General features: G+C 67.9%; 16 protein-coding genes. 8 read left to right on the top strand and 8 right to left on the bottom strand.

Annotated elements, in window-relative coordinates:
* Positions 1-15 precede the first annotated feature (15 nt).
* Positions 16-771 (bottom strand): ABC transporter ATP-binding protein, encoded by a 756-nt coding sequence (locus ACW18C_RS03880; RefSeq protein WP_035309575.1) that lies wholly within the window; start codon positions 769-771, stop codon positions 16-18.
* On the bottom strand, positions 768-1,937 hold the full coding sequence (locus ACW18C_RS03875; protein ID WP_035309573.1) for an ABC transporter permease: 1,170 nt from the start codon (positions 1,935-1,937) through the stop codon (positions 768-770). Before ACW18C_RS03875 ends, ACW18C_RS03880 begins: the two co-directional genes overlap by 4 nt.
* A gap of 209 nt (positions 1,938-2,146) precedes the next feature.
* Here ACW18C_RS03875 and ACW18C_RS03870 point away from each other — a divergent pair, with 209 nt between their 5' ends.
* The 7 genes from ACW18C_RS03870 to ACW18C_RS03840 all read left to right on the top strand — a co-directional run bounded on the left by ACW18C_RS03870 (position 2,147) and on the right by ACW18C_RS03840 (position 10,852).
* Positions 2,147-4,240, top strand: a complete 2,094-nt coding sequence (locus ACW18C_RS03870; protein ID WP_492072900.1) for a S46 family peptidase — start codon at positions 2,147-2,149, stop codon at positions 4,238-4,240.
* Positions 4,241-4,421: 181 nt separating this feature from the next.
* Entirely contained in the window at positions 4,422-6,491 is a 2,070-nt protein-coding gene (locus ACW18C_RS03865; RefSeq protein WP_492072899.1) for a S46 family peptidase, read from the top strand.
* Positions 6,488-6,997 carry a GNAT family N-acetyltransferase gene (locus ACW18C_RS03860; RefSeq protein WP_492072897.1) on the top strand — a complete coding sequence of 170 codons (510 nt, stop codon included), beginning with the start codon at positions 6,488-6,490 and terminating at the stop codon, positions 6,995-6,997. Before ACW18C_RS03865 ends, ACW18C_RS03860 begins: the two co-directional genes overlap by 4 nt.
* A 208-nt stretch (positions 6,998-7,205) precedes the next feature.
* Entirely contained in the window at positions 7,206-7,781 is a 576-nt protein-coding gene (locus ACW18C_RS03855; protein ID WP_492072895.1) for a TetR/AcrR family transcriptional regulator, read from the top strand.
* Entirely contained in the window at positions 7,781-9,505 is a 1,725-nt protein-coding gene (locus ACW18C_RS03850) for an MFS transporter (RefSeq protein WP_492072893.1), read from the top strand. Before ACW18C_RS03855 ends, ACW18C_RS03850 begins: the two co-directional genes overlap by 1 nt.
* A gap of 25 nt (positions 9,506-9,530) precedes the next feature.
* The gene (locus ACW18C_RS03845) at positions 9,531-10,625 is read left to right on the top strand and encodes an HlyD family secretion protein (protein ID WP_492072891.1); all 1,095 of its coding nucleotides are present in this window, start codon (positions 9,531-9,533) and stop codon (positions 10,623-10,625) included.
* Positions 10,626-10,675: 50 nt separating this feature from the next.
* Complete coding sequence (locus tag ACW18C_RS03840; RefSeq protein ID WP_183196064.1) at positions 10,676-10,852, top strand: hypothetical protein; 177 nt, start codon at positions 10,676-10,678, stop codon at positions 10,850-10,852.
* A gap of 20 nt (positions 10,853-10,872) precedes the next feature.
* On the opposite strand, the gene ACW18C_RS03835 is transcribed toward ACW18C_RS03840, so the two are convergent.
* The 4 genes from ACW18C_RS03835 to ACW18C_RS03820 all read right to left on the bottom strand — a co-directional run bounded on the left by ACW18C_RS03835 (position 10,873) and on the right by ACW18C_RS03820 (position 17,202).
* Positions 10,873-11,076 carry a hypothetical protein gene (locus ACW18C_RS03835; protein ID WP_231492465.1) on the bottom strand — a complete coding sequence of 68 codons (204 nt, stop codon included), beginning with the start codon at positions 11,074-11,076 and terminating at the stop codon, positions 10,873-10,875.
* A gap of 211 nt (positions 11,077-11,287) precedes the next feature.
* Positions 11,288-12,721, bottom strand: a complete 1,434-nt coding sequence (locus ACW18C_RS03830) for an efflux transporter outer membrane subunit (RefSeq protein ID WP_492072888.1) — start codon at positions 12,719-12,721, stop codon at positions 11,288-11,290.
* The gene (locus ACW18C_RS03825; protein WP_492072886.1) at positions 12,721-15,993 is read right to left on the bottom strand and encodes an efflux RND transporter permease subunit; all 3,273 of its coding nucleotides are present in this window, start codon (positions 15,991-15,993) and stop codon (positions 12,721-12,723) included. The genes ACW18C_RS03830 and ACW18C_RS03825 overlap by 1 nt, the downstream gene beginning before the upstream one ends.
* 3 nt (positions 15,994-15,996) lie before the next feature.
* Entirely contained in the window at positions 15,997-17,202 is a 1,206-nt protein-coding gene (locus ACW18C_RS03820; RefSeq protein WP_008260475.1) for an efflux RND transporter periplasmic adaptor subunit, read from the bottom strand.
* Between the two features lie 276 nt (positions 17,203-17,478).
* Between ACW18C_RS03820 and ACW18C_RS03815 the strand changes: the two genes are divergently transcribed.
* Positions 17,479-17,943: a TetR/AcrR family transcriptional regulator gene (locus ACW18C_RS03815; protein WP_035306540.1), complete on the top strand. Its 465-nt coding sequence runs from the start codon at positions 17,479-17,481 to the stop codon at positions 17,941-17,943.
* A 71-nt stretch (positions 17,944-18,014) separates the two neighbouring features.
* Here ACW18C_RS03815 and ACW18C_RS03810 read toward each other — a convergent pair whose 3' ends face one another.
* On the bottom strand, positions 18,015-19,289 hold the full coding sequence (locus tag ACW18C_RS03810; RefSeq protein WP_492072883.1) for a sugar MFS transporter: 1,275 nt from the start codon (positions 19,287-19,289) through the stop codon (positions 18,015-18,017).
* 215 nt (positions 19,290-19,504) lie between these two features.
* Positions 19,505-22,315, bottom strand: a complete 2,811-nt coding sequence (locus ACW18C_RS03805; protein WP_492072881.1) for a TonB-dependent receptor — start codon at positions 22,313-22,315, stop codon at positions 19,505-19,507.
* Positions 22,316-22,517: the final 202 nt, after the last annotated feature.

Here is a 22,517-nt window from a genome sequence, read left to right as displayed (position 1 = left end):
CGTTGGAAAAGGGTCTTAGTGGGACGCCAGCTGGGCGTCGGGATCAGGAGTGCGGCGCTGATCGTCCAGGATCCGGCCGTCCTCGATGTGAATGACCCGGTCGGCCCAGGCTTCCAGGCGCGGGTCGTGGGTCACGCAGATCACGGCGGCGCCGTGTTCGGTTGCGGCCCGGCGCAGCAGGCGGATGACCACCTGGCCGTTTTCGCCGTCGAGCGCCGAAGTCGGTTCGTCGGCGAACAGGATCTGCGGGTCCTTGGCCAGGGCGCGGGCGATCGCGACGCGTTGCTTCTCGCCGCCGGACAGGGCGTTGGGCCTCTGGTGCAGACGATGACCCAGGCCCACTTCTTCCAGCGCCGTGGTGGCGCGCTTCTTCGCGTCCGCCGACGACAGCCCCTGATACTTCAGCACCGTCATGACCTGCTGCAGGGCGGTCAGGGACGGGAACAGGTTGAACCCCTGGAAGATGAAGCCGCAGTGGTCCAGGCGGAACTTGTCGATCCGACCCGAGCCGTAGGTCCACAGGTCGTCGACGTCCAGTATGTCCACCCGGCCCTCCTCGGGCTTCAGCAGGCCCGAGAGGTTGGCGATCAGGGTGGACTTGCCGGAACCGGAGGGGCCCATGACCATGGTCAGGTCGCCGTGCCGCGCATCGAAATCGACGCCCTTCAGGACTTCGACCCAGCTGCGGCCCGTCTTGAACCGTTTGACCAGGCCCTTGGCTTCGATGGCGAAGTCGCCGTGTTTGCCGTGCACTTTCGTATGAGTATTCATCGCAGCAGGTCCGCCGGCTGGCTGTTCTTGAGGACGCCCAGCGACAACAGACCGGACAGCAGGGCGATGACGATCAGCATCAGCGACACCATCATCACCATCATGGGCGGGAAGGACATGGTCAGGCCCGAACCGGCCGCCAGCAGGCTGACCCCCCAGGTCAGGACGAAGGCCGCCAGCACCCCGGCGATCCCGACCCAGAAGCTGAGCTCCAGCACGATCCAGCGCAGCGACCCCATGGCGACGCCCAGGGCGCGCAGCGAGGCGAACTCCTTGATATTGGCCATGATGGCGCCGCGCAGCGTCTGCCAGGTGATCGCCACCCCGATCAGCACGCCTAGGAACAGCGAAAAGCCCAGCATGATGGCGATGAAGCTCTCCTTCATCATCGCCCCTTCATTGGCCTTGGCCAGATCCTGACGCGTCCAGGCCTTGAACTGACCGTTCGAGATAGAGTTCAGCTGGGCGACCACGATGGGCGCGCGCGCCGGATCCTTGATCTGCACCATCAGCGGTCCGACCCGTTCGCCGGTGTTGGCCTCGCCCAGCATCCGCAGGGTGTCGCGCGACATGACGACCGTCGCCTGCATCATGTTGGGATAGCCCTGGGTCACAGCCGCGACCCGGACAGTCTTGCCGTTGTAGCTGGCCTGATCCCCCAGTTTGACGCCCAATCGCCCCAAAGCCGTCTGGTCCACCGCCACCGCATAGGGCTGACGCAAAGCCTCGACCAGGTCGTCGGAATAGTCGACCGGCACCGTCACCGCGCCAGGCACGGCGTCGATGGTGGTGACGTTGACGAACTCCATCTTCTTGGCGCCGGGCGCGGCCGGGTCGCCGCCGGGCTCCTTATCCTTGACGATGTTCTGCCAACGACCGCCGGAACCGTCCAGATCGGCCACGGCCAGGACTTCCGGATGCTGGTAGACCACCGGCATGATTCGCCGCGGCACGCCTGAGGGGCCGCCGTTGAACAGGGCGGTCGCGCCCGGGCTCAGAATCATGATGTCGGCGCGGGCCCGATCGATCTGGGCCGTGAAGGCCTTGCCGATGCCCATGAACATGCCGACCTGGGCCAGGACGAGCAATCCCGAGAAGGCGAGCGCCACGACGGCCGCCATGTAGCGACGCCACTCGTAGAGCAAGGTTGATAGCGCAAGCGACATGGTTGTCGATAAATCCCCGATACGTCCGTCTATCTGAGCGAGCGCGGCATCACGGCCAAGTTAAATCGGGGTAAGGCTTGCTTTTGACCCGTGCGACCACGGGCCGTAGGGCAAAGGCTGTCTCGCCTCTTGGCGGCGTCGCCGAAACGGCGCTAGTTACAAGTTAACAGGCGGATCATCCTCGCTCCGCCCTCTGTAGGAAACCCCGCATGTCCCTGCCGTCCCTTCGTCTCACCGCCTCGCTGGCCGCCCTCGGCGCCGCGACCGTCGTCCTGTCCGCCCCCGCGACCTCGGCCCGCGCCGACGAGGGCATGTGGACCTTCGACAACTTCCCCATCGCCACGGTGAACGAGAAGTACGGCACCAACATCGACCAGGCCTGGCTGGACCGCGTGCGCAACGCCGCCGTCCGCCTGCAGGGTTGCTCGGCCTCGCTGGTCTCGGGCGAAGGCCTGATCCTGACCAATCACCACTGTGTCGTGGGCTGCGTCCAGGACCTGTCCAGCGCCGAGAACGACTACGTCAAGAACGGCTGGATGCCCGCCACCCGCGAGGAAGAGAAGAAATGCCCCGGCCAGACGGCCGAGATCCTGACCGACATCACCGATGTGACCGACCGGGTCGTCGGCGCCGGCGCCGGGCTTGAGGGCGCCGCCTTCGTCCAGGCCCGGGCCGCCGAGATCGACAAGATCCAGAAGGAGGTCTGCGGCGACGACCAGAAGCTGACCTGCCAGGTCATCAGCCTGTACCGCGGCGGCCAGTACAAGCTGTACAAGTTCCGCAAGTATGACGACGTGCGCCTGGTCTTCGCGCCGGAGTTCCAGGCGGCCTTCTTCGGCGGCGACCCGGACAATTTCAACTTCCCGCGCTACGCCCTGGATGCCGGTTTCCTGCGCATCTACGAGGACGGCAAGCCGGTCGCCACGCCGAACCACCTGGCCTGGAACCCCAATGCGCCCAAGGAAGGCGACGTCACCTTCGTCGCCGGCAACCCCGGCTCGACCTCGCGCCTGCTGACCATGGCCCAGTTGGAAGCCCTGCGGGACCAGCAACTGCCGCTGACCCTGATCCAGACCTCGGAACTGCGCGGTCGCCTGCTGGAATATTCGACGACGGGTGAAGAGGCCAAGCGCGTCTCGGTCGATCCGATCTTCGGCCTGGAGAATGGCTTCAAGGTCTATTACGGCCAACAGGGCGCCCTGACCGACCCGGCCTTCATGGCGACGAAGCGGACGGCCGAACAGGAACTGCGCCAGCGCGTCGCCGCCGACCCGGCCCTGGCCCAGCGCATCGGCGACCCGTGGGCCGAACTGGAGCGCGTCGCCGCCGCCCAGCGCGACCTCTACCTGCCCTACCGCCAGCTGGAAGCCGCCGCCGGCCAACGCTCGTCGCTGTACAGCTACGCCAAGTCCATCGTCCGCGCGGCCAAGGAGCGCGCCAAGCCGGTCGCCGAACGCCGCGCCGGCTATTCGGACGCCGACATCGCCTCGCTGGGCCGCCGCCTGGCGACGGAGACGCCGATCTCGAACGATCTGGAGAAGATCTATCTGGACTTCTGGCTGTCGAAGACCCGCGAATATCTGACCGTCGACAATACCGACGTGAAGGCCCTGCTGGGCAAGGAAAGCCCGGAGCAGATCGCCGAACGTCTGGTGGACGGCACCCGCCTGGCCGACCCGGCCTTCCGCGCCCAGGCCCTGGCCATGACGCCGGAACAGCTGGCCGCCTCGGGCGACCCGCTGATCGCCTTCGTCCTGGCCAATGACGATGCGGCCCAGGCGATCCGCACCCAGTGGGAATCGGCCGTGTCCGGCCCGACCAGCCGCGCCGGCGAAAAGATCGCCCAGGCCCGGTTCGCGGTTTACGGCACCAACCTGTATCCCGACGCCACCTTCAGCCTGCGCCTGTCCTATGGCCAGGTGAAGGGCTGGACCTATCGCGGCGTGACGGTGACGCCCTTCACCGAGATCGGCGGCCTGTACGAGCGCAACACCGGCGCCGAGCCCTTCAACGCCGCCGAGGACTGGATGGCGGCCGAGGGCAAGGTCAACAAGTCGACGGTCTATGACTTCGTCTCGACCAACGACATCATCGGCGGCAACTCGGGCTCACCCGTGATCAACGCCAAGGGTGAAGTCATCGGCGCCGCCTTCGACGGCAACATCCACTCGCTGGGCGGCAGCTTCGGCTACGACGGCGAACTGAATCGCACGGTGACGGTCTCGACCGCCGCCATCACCGAGGCCCTGCGCAACGTCTACAACCAGCCCCGCCTGCTGCGCGAACTGGGCGTTCGGCGGTAAGACCGACGCATAAGCGCCTCTCCCTCCCCCTCGGGGGAGGGGGGTCGCGAAGCGACCGGGTGGGAAGGGCTCGGCGATCCGTCACAGGACCGCGCCCTTGTCGCCCTGCCGCCCCCACCCGTCCGGCGCTGCGCGCCGGCCACCCTCCCCGGACGGGGAGGGAGAGTTATGGAGTCCCCCCATGCGCCTCGCCCTTCTCGCCTCCGCCGCCGTCCTCGCCGTCGCCGCCGCCTCCTCGGCCAGCGCCGAAGAAGGCATGTGGACCTACGACAACTTCCCCGTCGCCCGCGCCAACCAGGCGCTGGGAACCGACATCGACCAAGCCTTCCTGGACCGTGTCCGCCTGTCGTCGGTGAAGTTCGGCGGCTGTTCGGCGGGCGTGGTCTCGGGCCAGGGCCTGGTCATGACCAACAACCACTGCGTCGCCACCTGCGTCGCCAACCTGTCCACACCCCAGATCAACTACGCCGAGACCGGCTTTACGCCGAAGTCGCGCGACGAAGAGCTGAAATGCCCCGGCGCCACCGCCGAGATCCTGACCGACATCACCGACGTGACCGAGCGGATGCACAAGGCCGGCGCCGGCCTTGAAGGCCAGGCCTTCACCCAGGCCCGCGACGCCGAGGCCGGCCGGATCGAGAACGAAGCCTGCGGAAACGATCCCAAGATCCGCTGCCAGGTCGTCAGCCTGTACCGGGGCGGCCAGTTCAAACTCTACAAGTACCGCAAATATTCCGACGTCCGCCTGGCCTGGGCGCCCGAGGACCGGGCCGCCACCTTCGGCGGGGATCTGGACAACTTCTCCTTCCCCCGCTTCGCCATCGATGCCGCCTTCATCCGCCTGTACGAGGATGGTGAGCCTGCGGTCACATCGACCCATTTCGCCTGGAATCCGAACAAGCCGACCGAGGGCGAGGCCGTCTTCATCTCCGGCAATCCCGGTTCGACCCAGCGCCTGCTGACCATGGACCAGTTGACCACCATCCGCGACGTGGTCCTGCCGCTGGACCAGTTGATCGCCTCCGAACTGCGCGGCCGGTTGATCCGCTATTCCGAAGAGGGCGAGGACCAGGCCTTCATCGCCATGGACCCCATCGTCAGCCTTGAGAACACCTACAAGCGCGGCCGGGGCCGGATGGCGGCCCTGATCGACCCGGCCTTCATGGCCCGCAAGGCCGAGCAGGAAGCCGACTTCCGCGCCCGCGCCGCAGGGTCCGGCGTCGATCCCTGGTCCACGCTCAGCACGGTCCAGCCCGTCGCCCGCGAACTCTATCCGTCCATGGCCCTGCTGGAAGGCGGCACGGGCCTGGGCACGACCTCGGTCGCCGGCGGGTCGCAGCTGTTCGCCTGGGCCCGCACCCTGGTGCGCGGCGCCCAGGAACGCGCCAAGCCGTCGGACCAGCGCCTGCCCGAGTTCGCCGACAGCCGCCTGTCGAGCGTCGAATCCCGCCTGTTCGCCGAACGCCCCACCTATCCCGAGCTGGAGCAGATCCGGCTGGAATGGTGGCTGTCCAAGACCCGCGAATGGCTGACGGTCGACAACCCTTCGGTCCGCACCCTGCTGGGCAAGGAGAGCCCCGAGACCCTGTCCGCCCGCGTCGTCGCCGGCACGACCCTGGCTGACCCGGCCGTGCGCCGCGCCCTGTGGACCGGCGGTCTCGCCGCCGTCCAGGCCTCGACCGACCCGATGATCCAATACGCCCTGGCCATCGACGCCGACGCTCGCGCCGTCCGCGACGCCTGGGAGACCCGCGTCCAGGCCCCGACCGACCGCGCCTCGGAACAGCTGGCCGCCGCCCGTTTCGCCGCCTATGGCGACGACGTCTATCCCGACGCCACCGGCACGCTTCGCCTGACCTATGGCCAGGTCGAAGGCTCGGACGTTCCGGGTCAGAGGTTCGGCGCCTTCACAACCTTCGCCGGCCTGTGGGACCGGGCCACCGGCGCCGAGCCCTTCGCCGTCGCGCCCAAACTGCTGGCGGCCAAGGACCGGATCGACCCGAACGCGGTGATGGACATGGCCGTCTCGACCGACACCATCGGCGGCTCGTCCGGCTCCCCCGCCATCAATGCGAAGGGCGAGATCATTGGCGCCAATTTCGACTCCACCGTCCTGACCCAGCGCAACGCCTACGGCTACGACCGCGCCGTCAACCGCAGCGTCATCGTCACCACCCAGGCCGTGACCGTCGCTCTGCGCGACGTCTATGGCATGGACCATCTGGTGCAGGAGCTGGGCGTTTCCAGGTGAGCGACATCGCCTTTCGCGCGGCGACACTCGCCGACGTCGCCACGCTCCATCCCCTGATCGAGCGCGCCTATCGCGGCGAGACGGCCAAGGCCGGCTGGACGCACGAGGCGGACCTGCTGTTCGACACCCGCACCAGCGCCGAAGAATTGTCGGCCCTGATCGCCGATCCCGACCGGGTCATTCTGCTGGCCCATAAGGACGGCGCCCTGATCGGCTGCGTCCAGGTCGCCCGCGTCGGCGACGACCGGACCTACCTCGGCCTGCTGACCGTCGATCCGACCCTGCAGGCCTCCGGCCTGGGCCGCCGCCTGCTGGCCGCCGCGGAGACCGAGGCCGTCGCCCGGTTCGCGGCCCGCCGCATGGAGATGACCGTCATCCACCGCCGCGCGGAACTGATCGCCTGGTACGAACGGCGCGGCTACCACCCCACCGGCGAGACCCGCCCCTTCCCCGTCGATCCGCCTCGGCCCGAGCTGGATTTCGTGGTGCTGGAGAAGGGGCTGTAAACTCCCCTTCCTTCTCCCGTTGGGAGAAGGTGGCCCGAAGGGCCGGATGAGGGCCCGCCGGTGGGCCAGCTCGCACCACCGTGCCCCTCACCCTTGCGCGCAAGACTGATCGCTATGCTCTCAGACGCTCAAGCCCTCCCCGCTGGGAGAGGGATCTTCGAACGGCCCCTTGCAAAACGGACACCCATGTCCATTTATGCGCGTCATCATGTCGCGCCCCGCCCCCAAACATGTCCGTAAGGACGTCGTCCACAACCACGCCGCCCTGCTTGAGGCCGCGCGCGCGGTCTTCGCCGACCAGGGTCTGGACGCGCCGCTGGACCTGATCGCGGAAAAGGCCGGCGTCGGTCGCGGCACCCTGTATCGTCATTTCGCCGACCGCACCGAACTGGCCCTGGCCGTGCTCGAGGCCGATGTCGCCGACCTGGGCCGACGCACCGCCGAACAGGGCGACGGCCCGGAAGCCTTCTTCTGGTTTCTGGACCGGCTGGCGGAAGACATGATCCGCAACGCCGGCCTGGCGGGGTTGGTCCGGAACGTGAGGTCGCCCGATGCGCTTACCCCCCTGCGGCAGAGCTTGATGGAGGCGGGCGCCGCCCCCCTCGAACGGGCCCAGGCGGCCGGTCTGGTGCGAAAGGATCTGCGGCCGATGGACATCCGCCTGATCGCCACCCTGCTGGGCGCCGGCTTCCAGGGCGCCGACGAGGCCGAGCGTCAGGCCGTGTCCCAGCGCACCCGCGTCATCATTCTGGACGGGCTGAAGCCCAGGCCGGAGGCGTCCTGATGGCTCGTCGCGCCGATCACAACTGGCATCTGCCCTGGGAGCAGTATCTCGCCACCCTGAAGCCGCACGAGCGACCCACCCTGCCCGGCTCGCCGGCCACGCCCGACCATACGGCCTGGCTGCGGTTGCAGTACGCCCTGACCGGGGTCTTGGTGGCCCTGGTCGGCAGCCTGGGCAATGCGGCCGTCACCGCCAATCTGACCAGTCTTCAGGGCTCGTTGGGAATCACGATCACCGAGGCGGCCTGGCTGCCGGTCGTCTTCGTCATGACCAACGCCTGCATGAACCTGATCCTGTTCAAGTTCCGCCAGCAATACGGCCTGCGCCTGTTCACCCAGATCTGCCTGACCGCCTTCGTCGTCACCTGCGCCGCCCACCTGGCGGTCGACAACTATGAGTCCACCCTGTTCGTCCGCGCCGTCGCAGGCATGGCGGCGGTGGGGCTCAGCACCCTGGGCTTCCTCTATATGATCCAGGCCTTCCCGGCCCAGCACCGCCTGAAGGGACTGGTGATCGGCATCGGCCTGTCCAGCTTCGCCGTCCCCATCGCCCGCCTGATCATGCCCAGCCTGCTGGAGATGAACGACTGGCGCGCCTTCTACACCTTCGAGCTGGGCATGGCGCTTCTGGCCTGGGCCGCCGTCCAGGTGCTGCGCCTGCCCCCGTCCGAGCGGCTGAAGCTGTTCGAGCCGCTGGACTTCGTCACCTTCGCCCTGTTCGCGCCGGGCGTGGCCCTGCTGGCCGCCGTCCTGGGTCTGGGCCGGATCGTCTGGTGGACCGAGGCCGCCTGGATCGGCTGGGCCCTGGCCGGCGCCATCCTGCTGCTGACTGCGGCCCTGATGATCGAGTATGATCGGCGGAATCCGCTGATCAACGTCCGCTGGCTGACCGGCCCGGACATCCTGCGCCTGTTCGGCGCCATCCTGCTGATCCGCATCACCCTGTCGGAACAGACCTCGGGCGCCGTGGGCTTCCTGACCGTAGTCGGCCTGGGTCCGGACCAGTTGCACGGCCTCTTCCTGCTGATCCTGCTGGCCATGATCGCCGGCACGGCGGTCAGCGCCCTGACCCTGAACATGGCCAAGCTGAACAAGCCCATCGCCATCGCCCTGGGCCTCATCGCCGTCGGCGCCTTCATCGACAGCCACGCCACCGTTCTGACCCGTCCGGCCCAGCTGTATGTCAGCCAGGCCATGATCGCCTTCGCCTCGGCCATGTTCGTCGGCCCGGCCCTGCTGATCGGCGTCGGCAAGGTGCTGCAACAGGGGGCGCGCAACATCATCAGCTTCATCGTCATGTTCAGCGTGCTTCAGAACCTGGGCGGCCTGGCCGGCAGCGCCCTGATCGGCACGATCCAGGTGGTGCGCGAAAAATTCCATTCGAACCAGCTGTCCGCCGACATCACCAGCCTGAATCCCGAGGTGGTTCTGCGCCTGCGCCAGCTGTCCGGCGCCTATGCCTCGACCATCACCGACCCGGCCCTGCTGAACGCCGAGGGCGTGGCCATGCTGACCCGTCAGGTGACGCAACAGGCCAATATCCTGGCCTATAACGACGTCTTCCTGATCATCGCCGCGGCCGCCGGTCTGGGCTGCGCCTGGGTCACGGCCGTCCATCTGCATCCGCGTTTCGAGGCGCGCCGCCAGGCGAAGCGCGCCGCCCGTTCCATGACCGCCGGCCCAGCACCCGCCGCCGCCCCGACCGCCGCCCCGACCGCCGACTGATCCCCTGAAAGTCCCCCGCACGCCGATGACCGACACGACATCCCCCCAATCCGCTCAACCTGCGCCTTCGCCTGCGTCGCCGCCCGAGCCGGACAAACGCGTCCTCTGGGCCGTGATCGCCGCGGTGGTCGCGGTCTTCGCCGTGGGCCTGGTGCTGTACGCCTGGCAGTTGCCGCCCTTCACCGGCCATGTGCAGCGGACCGACAACGCCTACGTCCGCGGCCAGGTGACGATCATCAGCCCCCAGGTCAGCGGCTATGTGGTCCAGGTCCCGGTCCAGGACTTCCAGGCCGTTCAGCAGGGCCAGCTGCTGGCCCAGGTGGACGACCGCACCTATCGCCAGAAGCTGGAGCAGGCCGAGGCGGCGCTGCATTCCGCCCAGGCGGCCCTGTCCAACTCGACCCAGAGCCAGGCCTCGGCCCGCGGCGCGGTGGCGCAACAGCGCGCCGGCATCGCCGCCGCCCAGGCCGCCCTGACCCGCGCCCAGGCCGACGCCGACCGCGCCCGCACCCTGAAGGCCGGGGGCTGGGTGTCGCAATCCAATGTGGACATCGCCGTCGCCGCCCTGCGCAGCGCCCAGGCCCAGCTGGCCCAGGCCCAGGCCGGCGAAGGCGTGGCCCAGACGGGCGTCACCTCGGCCGTGGTCAACCGCGACAGTCTGGCCGCCGCCGTCGAGAACGCCCAGGCCGCCGTCCGCCTGGCCCAGATCGACCTGGCCAACACCCGGATCACCGCCCCCCGCCCCGGCCGCCTGGGCGAGGTCGGCGTGCGCCAGGGCCAGTATGTCACCGCCGGAACCCAGCTGATGGGCCTGGTGCCCGACGTCGTCTGGGTCACGGCCAATATGAAGGAGACCCAGATGCGCGACATCCGCATCGGCCAGCCGGTCGAGATCGCGGTCGATTCCCTGGGCGGCCGGACCCTGCGCGGGCGCGTCGAACGCATCGCCCCCGCCGCCGGCAGCGAGTTCAGCGTCATCCGCCCCGACAACGCCACCGGCAACTTCACCAAGGTCGCCCAACGCATCCCGGTCCGCATCCGCATCGAGCCGGGGCAGGCGGGCGTGGAGCGTCTCGCGCCGGGGATGTCGGTGGTGGCGAAGGTGGATACGGGCGGCTGACGGAACGCTCCCCCTCCCCCCGCGCTCCTCTCCCAGCAAGGGAGATCCTGATGGACCGTGAACAGACCAAGGGCCGGGAGAAGAACGGCGCGGACCCGGCGGGCAAGCCCGACGGCCTGACCTCCGACGCCGATGTGAAGAAGGTCGGTCAGCAGGAGCGCCGCAGCGCGGGACCGGACGGTCCGGACGCGGCGGAGATCGGCGACACCTTCAAGCGCAAGCCCTGAACCGCCGCCGCGCGCGGCTCTCACCCCCGGCGGGGCGACAAACGGGCCGCCAGCAGATGCACGTCGTGGGCCCGCATCCGCTCGAAATTGCCCAGGCCCAGGGCAAGAGCGCGCATCACCTCGGTCTGGCGCGTCTGTTCGGGATGTTCCGGCAGAGACGCCTCCGCCCGCGCCAGTTCCGCATCCAGTTCGGCCATCATATCGGCCAGGACTCCGTCGTTCATCTGTTCCTCCGTCACGCCACCGACCGCCGCCATCGGTTAAAGCACGAATGGAACAAATCACGAACACACTGACGCATCACAGCTGTGGACGACCGCAGTCACGGCCGCCGGGCTCGGCGCCTCATGCTCAGACGAACGCCGGCGACCGTGAGGCCGCCGGCGTTTGTCATAGTCGAAGCCGTCCCCCGCCCGGGCGGGGGACGGGGGTCGATCAGCTGTCGGCCTGCCAGCCGCCGGCGAGGGCGCGGAACAGGGCGATCTGGTAGGTGGTGACCAGGGCGTCCGACTGGGCCAGGGCGGCGTCGGCGGCGGCCTGGGTCCGTTCGGCGTCCAGCACCAGCAGGAAGCTGTCGGCGCCGGCGTTGAAGCGCTGACGCGACAGGTTGGCGGCGCGGGCGGCCTGATCGCGCGCCTCGGTCAGGGCCGCGCGGCGGTCCAGTTCGTTGGCGTAGTTGCTGAGCGCCGTCTCGGTCTCCTGCAGGGCCGTCAGCACCGTCTGGTCGAAGGTGGCTAGGGCCGCGTCGGAGCGGGCGTCGGCGGCCTTGATCTGGGCGCGGGCGGCGAAGACGTTGGGGAAGGACCAGCTGATCAGCGGACCGAAGCTGAACCGGAAGTTCTGGTCGTCGCCCAATTCGCCCGAGTCCTGGGCCGTCGAGCCGAGAGAGCCGCCCAGGCTGATCTGCGGATACAGATTGGCGGTCGCCACGTTCACGCGGGCCGCAGCGGCGGCCAGGTTCGCCTCGGCCTGGCGCACGTCGGGACGACGCGCCAGCAGGGCGGCGCCGTCGCCGACCGGGATCGGCTGGCTGAGTTGCGGCGGCCGGACGCAGGCGGCGGCGGCCTGGCTGGCCTCGGCCGGTGTCACGCCCGTCAGGGTCGCCAGACGGTACAGGGCCTCGTTGCGCGAGGCGCGAAGCGTCGGCAGGGTCGCCGCCGTCTGGGCCAGGGCCGCGCGGGCGCTGGCCACGTCCAGGCCGGTGCCCGCCCCGCCGTCGAGCAGGGTCTGTGTCAGCTGAGCCGTATTGCGTTGCAGCCCCAGCGTCCGTTCGGCCACCGCGATCTGGGCGTTGGCCGAGCAGGCGTCGGCATAGGCGCGGGCGGTCTCGGCCGCGACCGAGACCTGGACCGTGGCCAGGGCGGCCTCGGCCGCGCGGGCGTCGGCGCGGGCGGCGCGGATGGTCGATTCCACCCGGCCGAACAGATCGACCTCGTAGCTGGCCGACAGACCGACGTCATAGGTGTCGATCTCGGGCGCCTTGCCGTCCGCCTCCAGAACCGAGGAGGTGGCGGCCGAGGCGCGGCTGCGCTGGGCCTGGGCGCTGGTGGTCGTGGTCGGGAACCGGCCCACGCGCGCCTCGGACAGCGACGCCCGAACCGCGCGCAGGTTGGCGAAGGCCGCCTCCAGCTCGTTGTTCTCGGCGAAGGCCTGACGGATCAGGCCGTCCAGGGTCGGATCGTCGTACAGCCGCCACCAGTCGTCTCGCGCCTGGGCGGTCGAGACCGTGGTCGAGGCGGAGCCGATGAAGGCGCCCGTCCCGGCCACAGGCAGATCGGCGGCAGGCGCCTGGGGCCCGACCGCGCAGGCGGCCAGCAGGGCGCCGGATGCTGCGACGGTCAGGAAGCTGAGGGTCTTGGTGCGGGTCATCAGAAGTCCCCTCCCCGCCCGGCGGCCGGAGCCAGCGCATCGGGATCGGTCAGGCTGGAAGTTTGATCGTAGCGGACGGCTTCGGTGACGTTCGACTTCGGCGTCGGCTTCTTGCCTTGCGGCAGTTTGGACGACAGCCAGCGGGTCACGACATAGAAGACCGGCGTGAAGATCAGGCCGAAGAAGGTCACGCCCAACATGCCGGAGAAGACCGCCGTGCCGAGCGACTGGCGCATTTCGGCGCCCGGCCCGGTCGCCAGCATCAGCGGCACGACGCCGAGGATGAAGGCGAAGGAGGTCATCAGGATCGGACGCAGGCGGGTCCGGGCCGCAGCCACGGCTGCATCGAACCGGTTCATGCCCTCGTCCTCTTCCGCCTGTTTGGCGAACTCGACGATCAGGATGGCGTTCTTGGCCGCAAGGGCGATCAGGACCACCAGACCGATCTGGACCAGGATGTTGTTGTCCAGGCCCCGCAGGTTCACCCCGATCATGGCCGCCAGCAGGCACATGGGCACGATCAGGATGACCGCCAGCGGAAGCGTGAAGGCCTCATACTGGGCCGCCAGCACCAGGAAGACGAAGACCACGGCCATCAGGAAGATCATGGTCGTGCCGGAACCCGCCGCCTTCTGCTGGTAGGCCAGTTCGGTCCACTCGTAGCTGAAGCCTTGCGGCAGGGTGCTGGTCGCCATCTGCTCCATGACGCCCAGCGCCTGGCCGGAAGACACGCCCATGGCCGGGTTGCCCTGAAGCTCGGACGCCGGGAACAGGTTGTAGCGGACGATCCGGGACGGACCCGAGTCATTGACCAGGTTCGCCACCGAACCGATCGGCACCATGGCCCCGCTGGACGAGCGGGTCTTCAGGTTGGCGATGTCGGCGATGTCGTCGCGGTACTGGGGCTCAGCCTGCGCCGTCACCCGATAGGTGCGGCCCAGCATGTTGAAGTCGTTCACATAGGACGAGCCCAGATAGACCCCCAGGGTGTCGAACACCGCGCCGGGCTGGACGCCCATCATCAGCGCCTTGTCACGATCGACGTCGGCCGAGATGCGCGGCGAGCCGGTGTTGTAGGTCGAGAAGACCTGGCTCACCTGATCCGGGGCCTGGGCGGCGGCGCCCATCATGGCGAAGGTCGCCCCCTCCAGCGCGCGGTAGCCGGCGCCCGAGGTGTCCTGGATCATCATCTTGAAGCCGTTGCCGTTGCCCAGACCCTGGACCGCCGGCGGAGCGATGACGAAGATCTGCGCGTCCTCGATCTGACCCGTGGCCTGGGTGATGGCCCCGGCCAGGGCGGCGGCGGCCTCTTCCTTGGTCCGGTCCTCGAACGGGCTCAGACGCACGAAGATGGTGGCGGCGTTGGAGCCGAATGAGAAGCTGGCGCCGTCGAGACCCGCGAAGGCCACAGTGCCGTCCACGCCGTTGGTGTCGCGGATGATCTGACTGGCGCGTTGCATGATCGCCTCGGTGCGATCCAGCGAGGCGCCGGCCGGAAGCTGGATGACGCCGATCAGGAAGCCCTGATCCTGCTCGGGGATGAAGCCTGAGGGCGTGTCGACCAGACGCCAGGCGGTCAGGCCCAGCAGACCGGCGTAGATGATCAGAACCAGACCCACGGTGCGCACCAGGCGCGCCGTCAGACGGCCGTAGCGATCCGACAGCCAGTCGAAGCCCTCGTTGAACTTACGCCCGGCCCAGCCGCCGTAATAGACGACCGAACCCAGGACGCCCGGCTTGCGGTCGTTCTCGTGGTCCTTCCTGTGCGGCTTCAGCAGCAGGGCGGCCATGGCCGGCGACAGGGTCAGCGACACGAACAGCGAGATCACCGAGGCCGAGGCGATGACCACGGCGAACTGGCGATAGAAGATGCCGGGGATGCCGGGCACGAACATCGTCGGAATGAACACCGAGATCAGCACCAGGCCGATGGCGATAAGGGCGCCGGAAACCTCCTGCATCGAGCGGTAAGCGGCCTCCTTGGGAGTCAGCCCCTCGCCTATGGCCCGCTCCACATTCTCGACCACGACGATGGCGTCATCGACGACGATGCCGACGGCGAGGACGAGCGCGAACAGGGACAGGGAGTTGATCGAATAGCCCAGGGCCAGTTGCACCGCGAAGGTGCCGACCAGGGCGACCGGGATGGCCACGATCGGGATGATCGCCGCGCGCCAGGTCTGAAGGAAGATCATGACCACGATCACGACCAGGATGACGGCCTCGATCAGCGTATGCTGAACCGACTCCACCGAGGCGGCGACGAACTCGGTCGGATTATAGGGCACGGACAGGTCCATGCCTGCGGGAAGTTCGGCCTTGACGGCCTCGACCTCGGCCAGGACGCGTTCGGCGGTGCCCAGGGCGTTGGCCCCCGGTTGCTGGACGACGGCCAGGCCGACGCCGCGTTGGCCGTCAAAGAAGCCGCGGATGCCGTAATCCTGGGCGCCCAGTTCGATCCGAGCCACGTCGCGCAGATAGGTGACGCGGCCCTGGCTGTCGGTTTTCAGGACGACATTGGAGAACTGGTCGGGATCGGTCAGACGACCTTCAACCTGAATCGGCAGTTGGAAGGCCGAGGCGCTGTTGGGGAACGGCGGCTGGCCGATCGAGCCGGCGGCGGCCTGGACGTTCTGGGCCCGCAGGGCGGCGACGATATCCGGGCCGGTCAGGCCGCGCTCGGCCGCCTTGGCCGGGTCGATCCAGATCCGCATCGAATAGTTGCCGCCGCCGAAGACCTGGACCGCACCCACGCCCTCGAGCCGCAGCAGACGGTCCCGCAGCGTCGAATTGCCGTAGTTGCCGACATAGTCGTTGCTGAGCGAGCCGTCGGGCGAGGTCAGACCCAGCACCATCAGGAAGCCGCTCTCGGCCTTGGTGACCACGACGCCGGTCTGGCGGACCGCGTCGGGAAGACGGGGTTCAGCCAGGGAGACGCGGTTCTGGACCAGCACCTGGGCGGCGTCGAGATCGGTGCCGGGTTGGAAGGTGACGGTGATGGCCACCGCGCCGTCCGAGGTGGACGAGGAGGTGATGTAGAGCATGTCCTCGACGCCGTTCACCTCCTGCTCGATGGGGGCGGCGACGGTTTCGGCCAGGGTCTCGGCCGAGGCGCCGGGATAGGCGGCGTTGATGGTGATCGTCGGCGGCGCGATCTCCGGATACTGCGACAGGGGCAGCAGCGGATAGGCGAAGACGCCGATGATGGTGATCACCACCGCAATCACGGCCGCGAAGATCGGCCGGTCGATGAAGAAGCGGGATATGTTCATGGCTTAGTCGCCGGTGGAGAGGCTGTTGGCGAACGAGCCGGTCGAGGCCGGAGCCGCCTGAGTGACCGGGGCGTCCGATGCCTGTTCGGCGACGGGAGCGATGCGGCCGTTCTTGGGCGTGACCTTCGAACCCGGCTGGGCGGCGCGCTGGAGACCGGCGATGATCACGCGGTCGGTCGGGGCCAGACCCGACTTGATCACGCGCAGACCCTGGACGATCGGACCCAGCTGGACGGCCTTGGCCGTGACCGAGCCGTCGGCGTTGACGACCGAGACGACGCGGCGCGACTGATCGGTGCCGATGGCGGTGTCCGGCACCAGCAGGGCGTCGTAGGAGCCGGCGCCCGCGACCTGGGCGCGGCCGAACAGGCCGGGACGCAGGAAACCGTCGCCGTTCGGCACGATGGCGCGCATGCGGATAACGCCTGACGAGGTGTCCAGCGCATTGTCCGAGAAGTCCAGGCGACCGGTGCGGGTGAAGCCGCTCTCGTCCTGCAGGCGGATGCGGACCGGGGCGCCGTTGGCGGCGCCGCCGTCACGCAGATATTTCAGCAGGACCGCTTCCGACCCGTCGAAGACGAAGTGGATCGGGCCGCCCGAAATGATGGTGGTCAGGATGTCGCCCGCCGAGGAGCCGCCGGCGATCAGGTTGCCGGGATCGACGCGGCGATCGGAAACGCGGCCCGAGGTCGGCGCGGTGACCCGCGTATATTCCAGATTCAGCCGCGCCGTGCGCACGGCGGCGTTGGCGGCGGCGATATTGGCGGCGGCTGCATCGACGGCGGCCTTGTTGGAATCATATTCGGCCTTGGACACCGCCTGCGAGGCCAGCAGGGTCTCGCTGCGGGCCAGGTTGGCGCGGGCCAGGGTCAGTTGCGACTGCATCTGAGCGACCTGGGCCTGGGCCTGGGCCAGAGCGGCCTGGGCCGGACGCGGGTCCAGGGTGAACAGCAGTTGCCCCTTCTGGACCATCTGGCCGTCGCGGAAGTGGACGGCCTGGACATAGCCGCCGACCCGCGCCCGCACGTCGACGCTCTCAACCGCCTCGAAGCGGCCCGTAAACTCGTCCCAGTCCACCACCTTCTGCTGCAGCGGCGTGGCCACCGTCACCGGCGGTGCGCCGGGCGCCTGGCCTTCGGCCTTGGGGGAACATCCATATAGCGCGCCCGTCACCATGACGGACACGGCCGCAATCTTCAGCCCGCGCATCTGCGCAATCTCCCTGTCGGAGGTAAATCCCTGTCGTGCGGACAGAGGCCGATGGGGAGTCGGCCGTTGTCAACGCGTGGTGACTTAATGATGGGCGTCGTGACGCTTGTCAACACGCGTTGACAAAGCCATATGGTGTCTACGGTTATTGTTCTGTGGAGTGTCATCCCCTTGTTATGTCCCGGCCCACGCCCGAGGAACGCCGCTGCGACGCGCACGGCCATTCTCGACGCAGCACGCGAAAGATTCGCGGCCGAGAGCTATGACGACGTGGGCATGCGCGACATCGCCCGCGACGTCGGCGTCGATGCGGCCCTGATCAGCCGGTATTTCGGATCCAAGGACGATCTGTTCCTGGCGGCGCTGGACAGCTGCGGCGACGGCAGCGCCCTGATGTCGGGCGAGAAATCCGATTTCGGCCGGCGCGTGGCCCATGAGATCGTGTTCGAACCCAAGAAGGCCGAGAAGCTCAAGGGCATGTCGATCATGCTGCGCTCCATCGGCTCGGCCAAGGCGGCGGACATGGTGCAGACCACCTGCACGGCCCGTTTCTTTGGCCCCCTGGAAGACTGGCTCAGCGGCCCGGACGCCACGGTGCGGGCGCGGCTGCTGGCGGGATTCATCATGGGCATGTCGGTCAGCCGCGAACTGGGCGGCGGCAGTTTCAACATCGAGCCGGCCGAATGCGAGGCGATGCGAGACCGGCTGGCGCCGATCCTTCAGTCCCTGATCGACGGCTGATCACGCCCCCGAAATGAAGAAGGGCGCGGAGGTCGCCCTCCGCGCCCTTTGTCTTGTCCGACGACCGGCCCTTAGTGCGAGGCGACCGTGGTCACTTCCGCCTTGGCCTTGGTGCGCGCGCAGGCGATGGCGAAGACGGTCAGGCCGATATAGCCCGCCATCGGCACCAGGAAGGCCGGCTGAAGGGCGCCGGCGGCGTCGGCGATGCGCGCCGCCACCTGCGGCAGCAGGGCGCCGCCGATGATGCCGAAGACCAGCAGGCCCGACGTCGCCGATGTCGGCGCCGTGGACCGCTCCAGCGTCAGGGTGAAGATGGTCGGGAACATGATCGAGTTGAACAGGCCGATCGACAGGACCGCATAGGCCGCCGTCGGTCCGCCGATCTGGCTGACCAGCAGGCAGAGCGCGGCCGCAGCGACGGTGCAGCAGGCCAGGACCACGCCGGGCGACACGCGCGACAGCACCCATGAGCCGATGAACCGGCCGACCATGGCGCCGCCCCAGTAGAGGGCGACCATCTTGCCCGCGGTCTCGATCGGGGCGTTCAGGATGTCGGGGCTTTCCAGGAAGTTGGTCAGCATGCCGCCGATGGCCACTTCCGAACCGACATAGAGGAAGATCGCCAGGGCGCCGAAGATCGCCCAGGGCGAGGACAGGGCCTTCAGCGGCGAGACCGCCTCGGTCGCGGCCGGGGCCGCCACATTGATCTTCTTGCGGGCCGTGAAGATGAAGAAGGCCACGACGGCGAAGAAGGCGCCCATGCCCAGGAAGGCCATGTCGATGCTGCGCAGCGACTGGGTGCGGGTCGCGGCCGTGACCACGGCGCCCGCGGCGAAGACGCCCCCCGTCAGCAGCACGTGCGACCCCAGCCACGGCCCGACCGTGGTGCCCAGGGAGTTGAAGGCCTGCGACAGGTTCAGACGGCTGGATGCGCCCTTGCGGCTGCCCAGTTCGGCGACCAGCGGATTGGCCGCGACCTGAAGCAGGGTGACGCCCGAGGCGATCACGAACAGGGCGATCAGCACGCCGGGGTACCAGTCGGCGGCCGTGGCGGCCGGCACGATCAGACAGCCCGCCACCATGACCACCAGGGCGCCGATGATCGAACGGCTGTAGCCCAGCCGGCCCAGCACCGCCGCCGCCGGCAGGGACATCAGCCCATAGGCGATGAACCAGGCGAAGGTGGTCAGAAAGGCCTCGGCGTTGTTCAGATCGAACACCCGCTTCACCGCCGCGATCAGCGGATCGATCAGCGAGGTGGCGAAGCCCCAGGCGAAGAAGAGCGTGGTGACATAGGCGAAGGCCAGGGTCGTACCCTGGCGCTTGGCGGCCTCTGGAGCGGACATGAATTCCCCCTGCGGATAGAACTAAGGACGGCCGCGCTTTCCCCGCGCGGTTCTGGTCGCCTTGGTTCGGGCATCGCGGACGCGCCGTCCAGCGGAAAAACACAGGCTGTAACCAAACTTGGGCGGCGGCGACCAGCGGCGGCGGCGATAGGCTAGGGCCAAAAAGAAAGGGCCGCCTCGTTTCCGGGGCGGCCCAAGTTTGCTCAGGGGAGAAATCAGAAGCGGTAGTTCATGCCCACCGCGAAGGTCCGGCCGTAGCTCTGATAATCGATGGTCCGGCGTTCATCGCCGTTCTCGAAGGTCTTGAACGGCTCGTCGGTCAGGTTGTTGACCTGGGCCAGGATGGACAGGCCTTCCAGCGGGCCGGACTGGAACTCGTAGCCGACCTGGGCGTCGACGACGGTTTCCTCGGCCACTGAACGCAGGGTGCGGCCGTTGCCGAAGCCGGCGACCTCGCCCAGGAAGTCCGAACGGTAACGGGCCGAGACGCGGCCCTGGAAGCCGTAGCGCTCATAATAGAGCGTGCCGTTCATGACCGTCTCCGACAGACCCGGCAGGGTGGTGGGCGGGTTGGCGGGATCCGGCTGGACCTCGCTGTCCGTCTGCGAGGCGCTGAACACGCCGCCGAAGCCTTCCAGCGCCGGGTGGAAGATGTCAAACGGCGCGGAGACCGAGAATTCCAGGCCCTTGATCCAGCCGCCGTCGCCATTCTCAGGCGTGGTGAGAACACCTTCATTGATCACGGGCGTGACGCCGCCGGTCGGATAGCCGGTGAAATCGAACAGCACGCTGCGCGTGTAGACGTAGCTTTCCAGGTTTTTGTAGAAGGCCGCCAGCGAGACATAGCCCTTGCGGTTGGCGAAATACTTCTCGAACGAGACGTCGACCACATCGGCGATGAAGGGCTTCAGCTCGGGATTGCCGCGGCCGCCGCCCCACGGCGAGTTCCGGGTGGGCGTCGCATTTGCGTTGTTGTTGCCCGCATTGAACGAGAAATTCCGCGAGGCGCGCATGTCGTCCATCCGCGGACGCGCCAGGGTGCGGGCGACAGCGAAGCGGGCGAACATGTCGTCGCCGACTTCCAGGATGAAGTTCGAGCTGGGCAGGATTTCCAGATATTCCGCGCCGCCGGTGAGCTTTGCGACGGCGGCCACGCCCTGGCTGATCTGCTGGGCCTCGAAGCCTTGCCCCTGCTGATCGGTGTAGACGAACTGCATGCCGACGTTGCCGGTCAGCGGCAGACCGAACAGATTGTGGTCGATGTTGGCGCGGACATAGGCGGTCGACACCTTTTCCGTCACTTCCCAGTTGCCGGCGGCGACGTCGGCGTTCGGGTTGCGGACCAGTTCCAGCAGACCGCTGTTGACCAGGCCCAGGGCGTCATAGCTGAGCACCTGAGAGATGCCGAGATAGCCCAGGTCGGTCGGCGCCAGCAGATATTCCGACGGCACGAACAGGTCCCCGCCGCCCGGGACGCCGAGGTAATACTGATCGTTGACGAAGCTCTTGCTGCGTTCCGAGTAGTTCACGCCGAAGTCGATCGACTTGAACGGGCTCTGGTGCAGGGTGCGGTTTGCGGTGAGACGGGCGGCTTTGATCTCGTCCTCAATGGACGGGGTGTTCATATAGCCGACTTGGCCGCCGGTAATGACGTCCGAGCCCCAGCCCTGGGCGCTGGTGATGCGGATCAGGGTCGGGTCGGCGTAGTCGAGCTGGCTGGTGAAGCGGGTGACGCCGTCGTCGGTCAGTTCGAAGCCGAGGGTGTCCAGCGCGCCGTTGATGTTACGGCCCGTCCCCCCGTTGGTTTCGAGGATGATGTCGTTCCGCTCGACCTTCGAATAGTTGACGTCGAGCGCCAGGGTCCAGTCGTCGTTGGCGACGAACTCGGTGTTCCAGCCCAGGGCCGTGATGTTGCTGTCACGCTTGTTCAGGTCGTTGCGGACGACGCCCTTGATGTTGTCCCAGGTGCCGGCGACGATCAGGCCGTCCTCGACCGTATAGCCGGGGCGCAGCGACGGGCCAGGACGGCAGACGGCGCTTTGAACATTGCCGCCCGCGGCGCAGGCGCCCGACGCAGCCTCAGCCGAACCGCCCCAGGCCAGCGGGAATTCGATGCCGCGCAGGACCTGGGTGTTCTTGAACTCGGAATAGAAGGCGTCGATCGTCGAATGGATACGATCGTTCGGGCGCCATTCCAGCACGCCCATATAGCCGTCGCGCTCCAACTCCGACGACATGACATAGGGTTTGACGCCGCCGGTCAGCAGATTGCCGTCGCTGTAGTTCGGATAGCCCCAGGCGTTGAACCGCTCCGACTGATAGGGCGAGCTCATGTGGGCGTAGCCCAGGGCGACGCCCAGGGTCCCGTCCATGAACTGGTCGATATAGGAGACGGTGTAGCGGTCGCCGCTGTCGGTCGTGCCCGAGTTCAGGGCGCCGATGTCGTTCCATTCGTGGCGATAATTCACCGCGATGGCCTGACGGCCGTAGGCCAGGGGCCGGACGGTGCGCAGGTCGACGGTGCCGGCCAGGCCCTGGCCGACCAGGGCCGAATCCGGGGTCTTGTAGACGACCACGCTGCCCAGCAGTTCCGACGGGAATTGGTCGAACTCGACGCCGCGATTGTCGCCGGTGGTGACCAGTTCGCGTCCGTTCAGAAGGGCGGTGGTGAAGTCCGGGCCCAGGCCGCGGATGGAGATCTGCTGGCTGCGGCCGTCGAGGCGCTGCATGGTCACGCCCGGCAAGCGGGCCAGGGATTCGGCGATAGAGACGTCCGGCAGCTTGCCGATGTCCTCGGCCGAAATGACTTCCACGATAGAGGTGTTGTTGGCCTTGGCCGAGATCGAAGCCTCGATCGAGCGACGAATGCCGGTGACGACGATTTCGCCGACTTCCGCAGGCTGTTCGTCGGCCTGGGTCGTCGCCGCGGCGGTTTGCGCCTGGGCGCTGCTGACGGCCACGAGCGCGGCGGCGCCGAATGCGGCGCCCGACAGCAGGCGCACGCGCCGATTAAGACGTTGAGACATTGTCATCCTCCCTGGGGCTGCCGCGATTCTGAATGTCGCAGCCGAAGCCTTCGCAAAAATATGCAAACATCTGGCATTCTTGCAAGCAGTTAATGCGAGGGGCGTAATTTCGCCGCACCCGAACCACCGCAAACAGCCCGAAAACCTTAGCTCGGCGGGAGAGTCATGCCGACTACTTGCTGCAATGCAGCATTCTAATCCG

The sequence above is a fragment of the Brevundimonas sp. FV1ye7S genome (assembly GCF_058680995.1).
This window is presented reverse-complemented; position numbering and strand designations above follow the sequence as displayed.

Coding starts and splice junctions, on each gene's coding strand:
- ACW18C_RS03880 (WP_035309575.1), bottom strand. CDS start 771: ATGAATACTCATACGAAAGTGCACGGCAAACACGGCGACTTCGCCATC.
- ACW18C_RS03835 (WP_231492465.1), bottom strand. CDS start 11,076: ATGAACGACGGAGTCCTGGCCGATATGATGGCCGAACTGGATGCGGAA.
- ACW18C_RS03870 (WP_492072900.1), top strand. CDS start 2,147: ATGTCCCTGCCGTCCCTTCGTCTCACCGCCTCGCTGGCCGCCCTCGGC.
- ACW18C_RS03840 (WP_183196064.1), top strand. CDS start 10,676: ATGGACCGTGAACAGACCAAGGGCCGGGAGAAGAACGGCGCGGACCCG.
- ACW18C_RS03830 (WP_492072888.1), bottom strand. CDS start 12,721: ATGACCCGCACCAAGACCCTCAGCTTCCTGACCGTCGCAGCATCCGGC.
- ACW18C_RS03850 (WP_492072893.1), top strand. CDS start 7,781: ATGGCTCGTCGCGCCGATCACAACTGGCATCTGCCCTGGGAGCAGTAT.
- ACW18C_RS03825 (WP_492072886.1), bottom strand. CDS start 15,993: ATGAACATATCCCGCTTCTTCATCGACCGGCCGATCTTCGCGGCCGTG.
- ACW18C_RS03845 (WP_492072891.1), top strand. CDS start 9,531: ATGACCGACACGACATCCCCCCAATCCGCTCAACCTGCGCCTTCGCCT.
- ACW18C_RS03810 (WP_492072883.1), bottom strand. CDS start 19,289: ATGTCCGCTCCAGAGGCCGCCAAGCGCCAGGGTACGACCCTGGCCTTC.
- ACW18C_RS03875 (WP_035309573.1), bottom strand. CDS start 1,937: ATGTCGCTTGCGCTATCAACCTTGCTCTACGAGTGGCGTCGCTACATG.
- ACW18C_RS03865 (WP_492072899.1), top strand. CDS start 4,422: ATGCGCCTCGCCCTTCTCGCCTCCGCCGCCGTCCTCGCCGTCGCCGCC.
- ACW18C_RS03805 (WP_492072881.1), bottom strand. CDS start 22,315: ATGTCTCAACGTCTTAATCGGCGCGTGCGCCTGCTGTCGGGCGCCGCA.
- ACW18C_RS03855 (WP_492072895.1), top strand. CDS start 7,206: ATGTCGCGCCCCGCCCCCAAACATGTCCGTAAGGACGTCGTCCACAAC.
- ACW18C_RS03820 (WP_008260475.1), bottom strand. CDS start 17,202: ATGCGCGGGCTGAAGATTGCGGCCGTGTCCGTCATGGTGACGGGCGCG.
- ACW18C_RS03815 (WP_035306540.1), top strand. CDS start 17,479: ATGCGCGACATCGCCCGCGACGTCGGCGTCGATGCGGCCCTGATCAGC.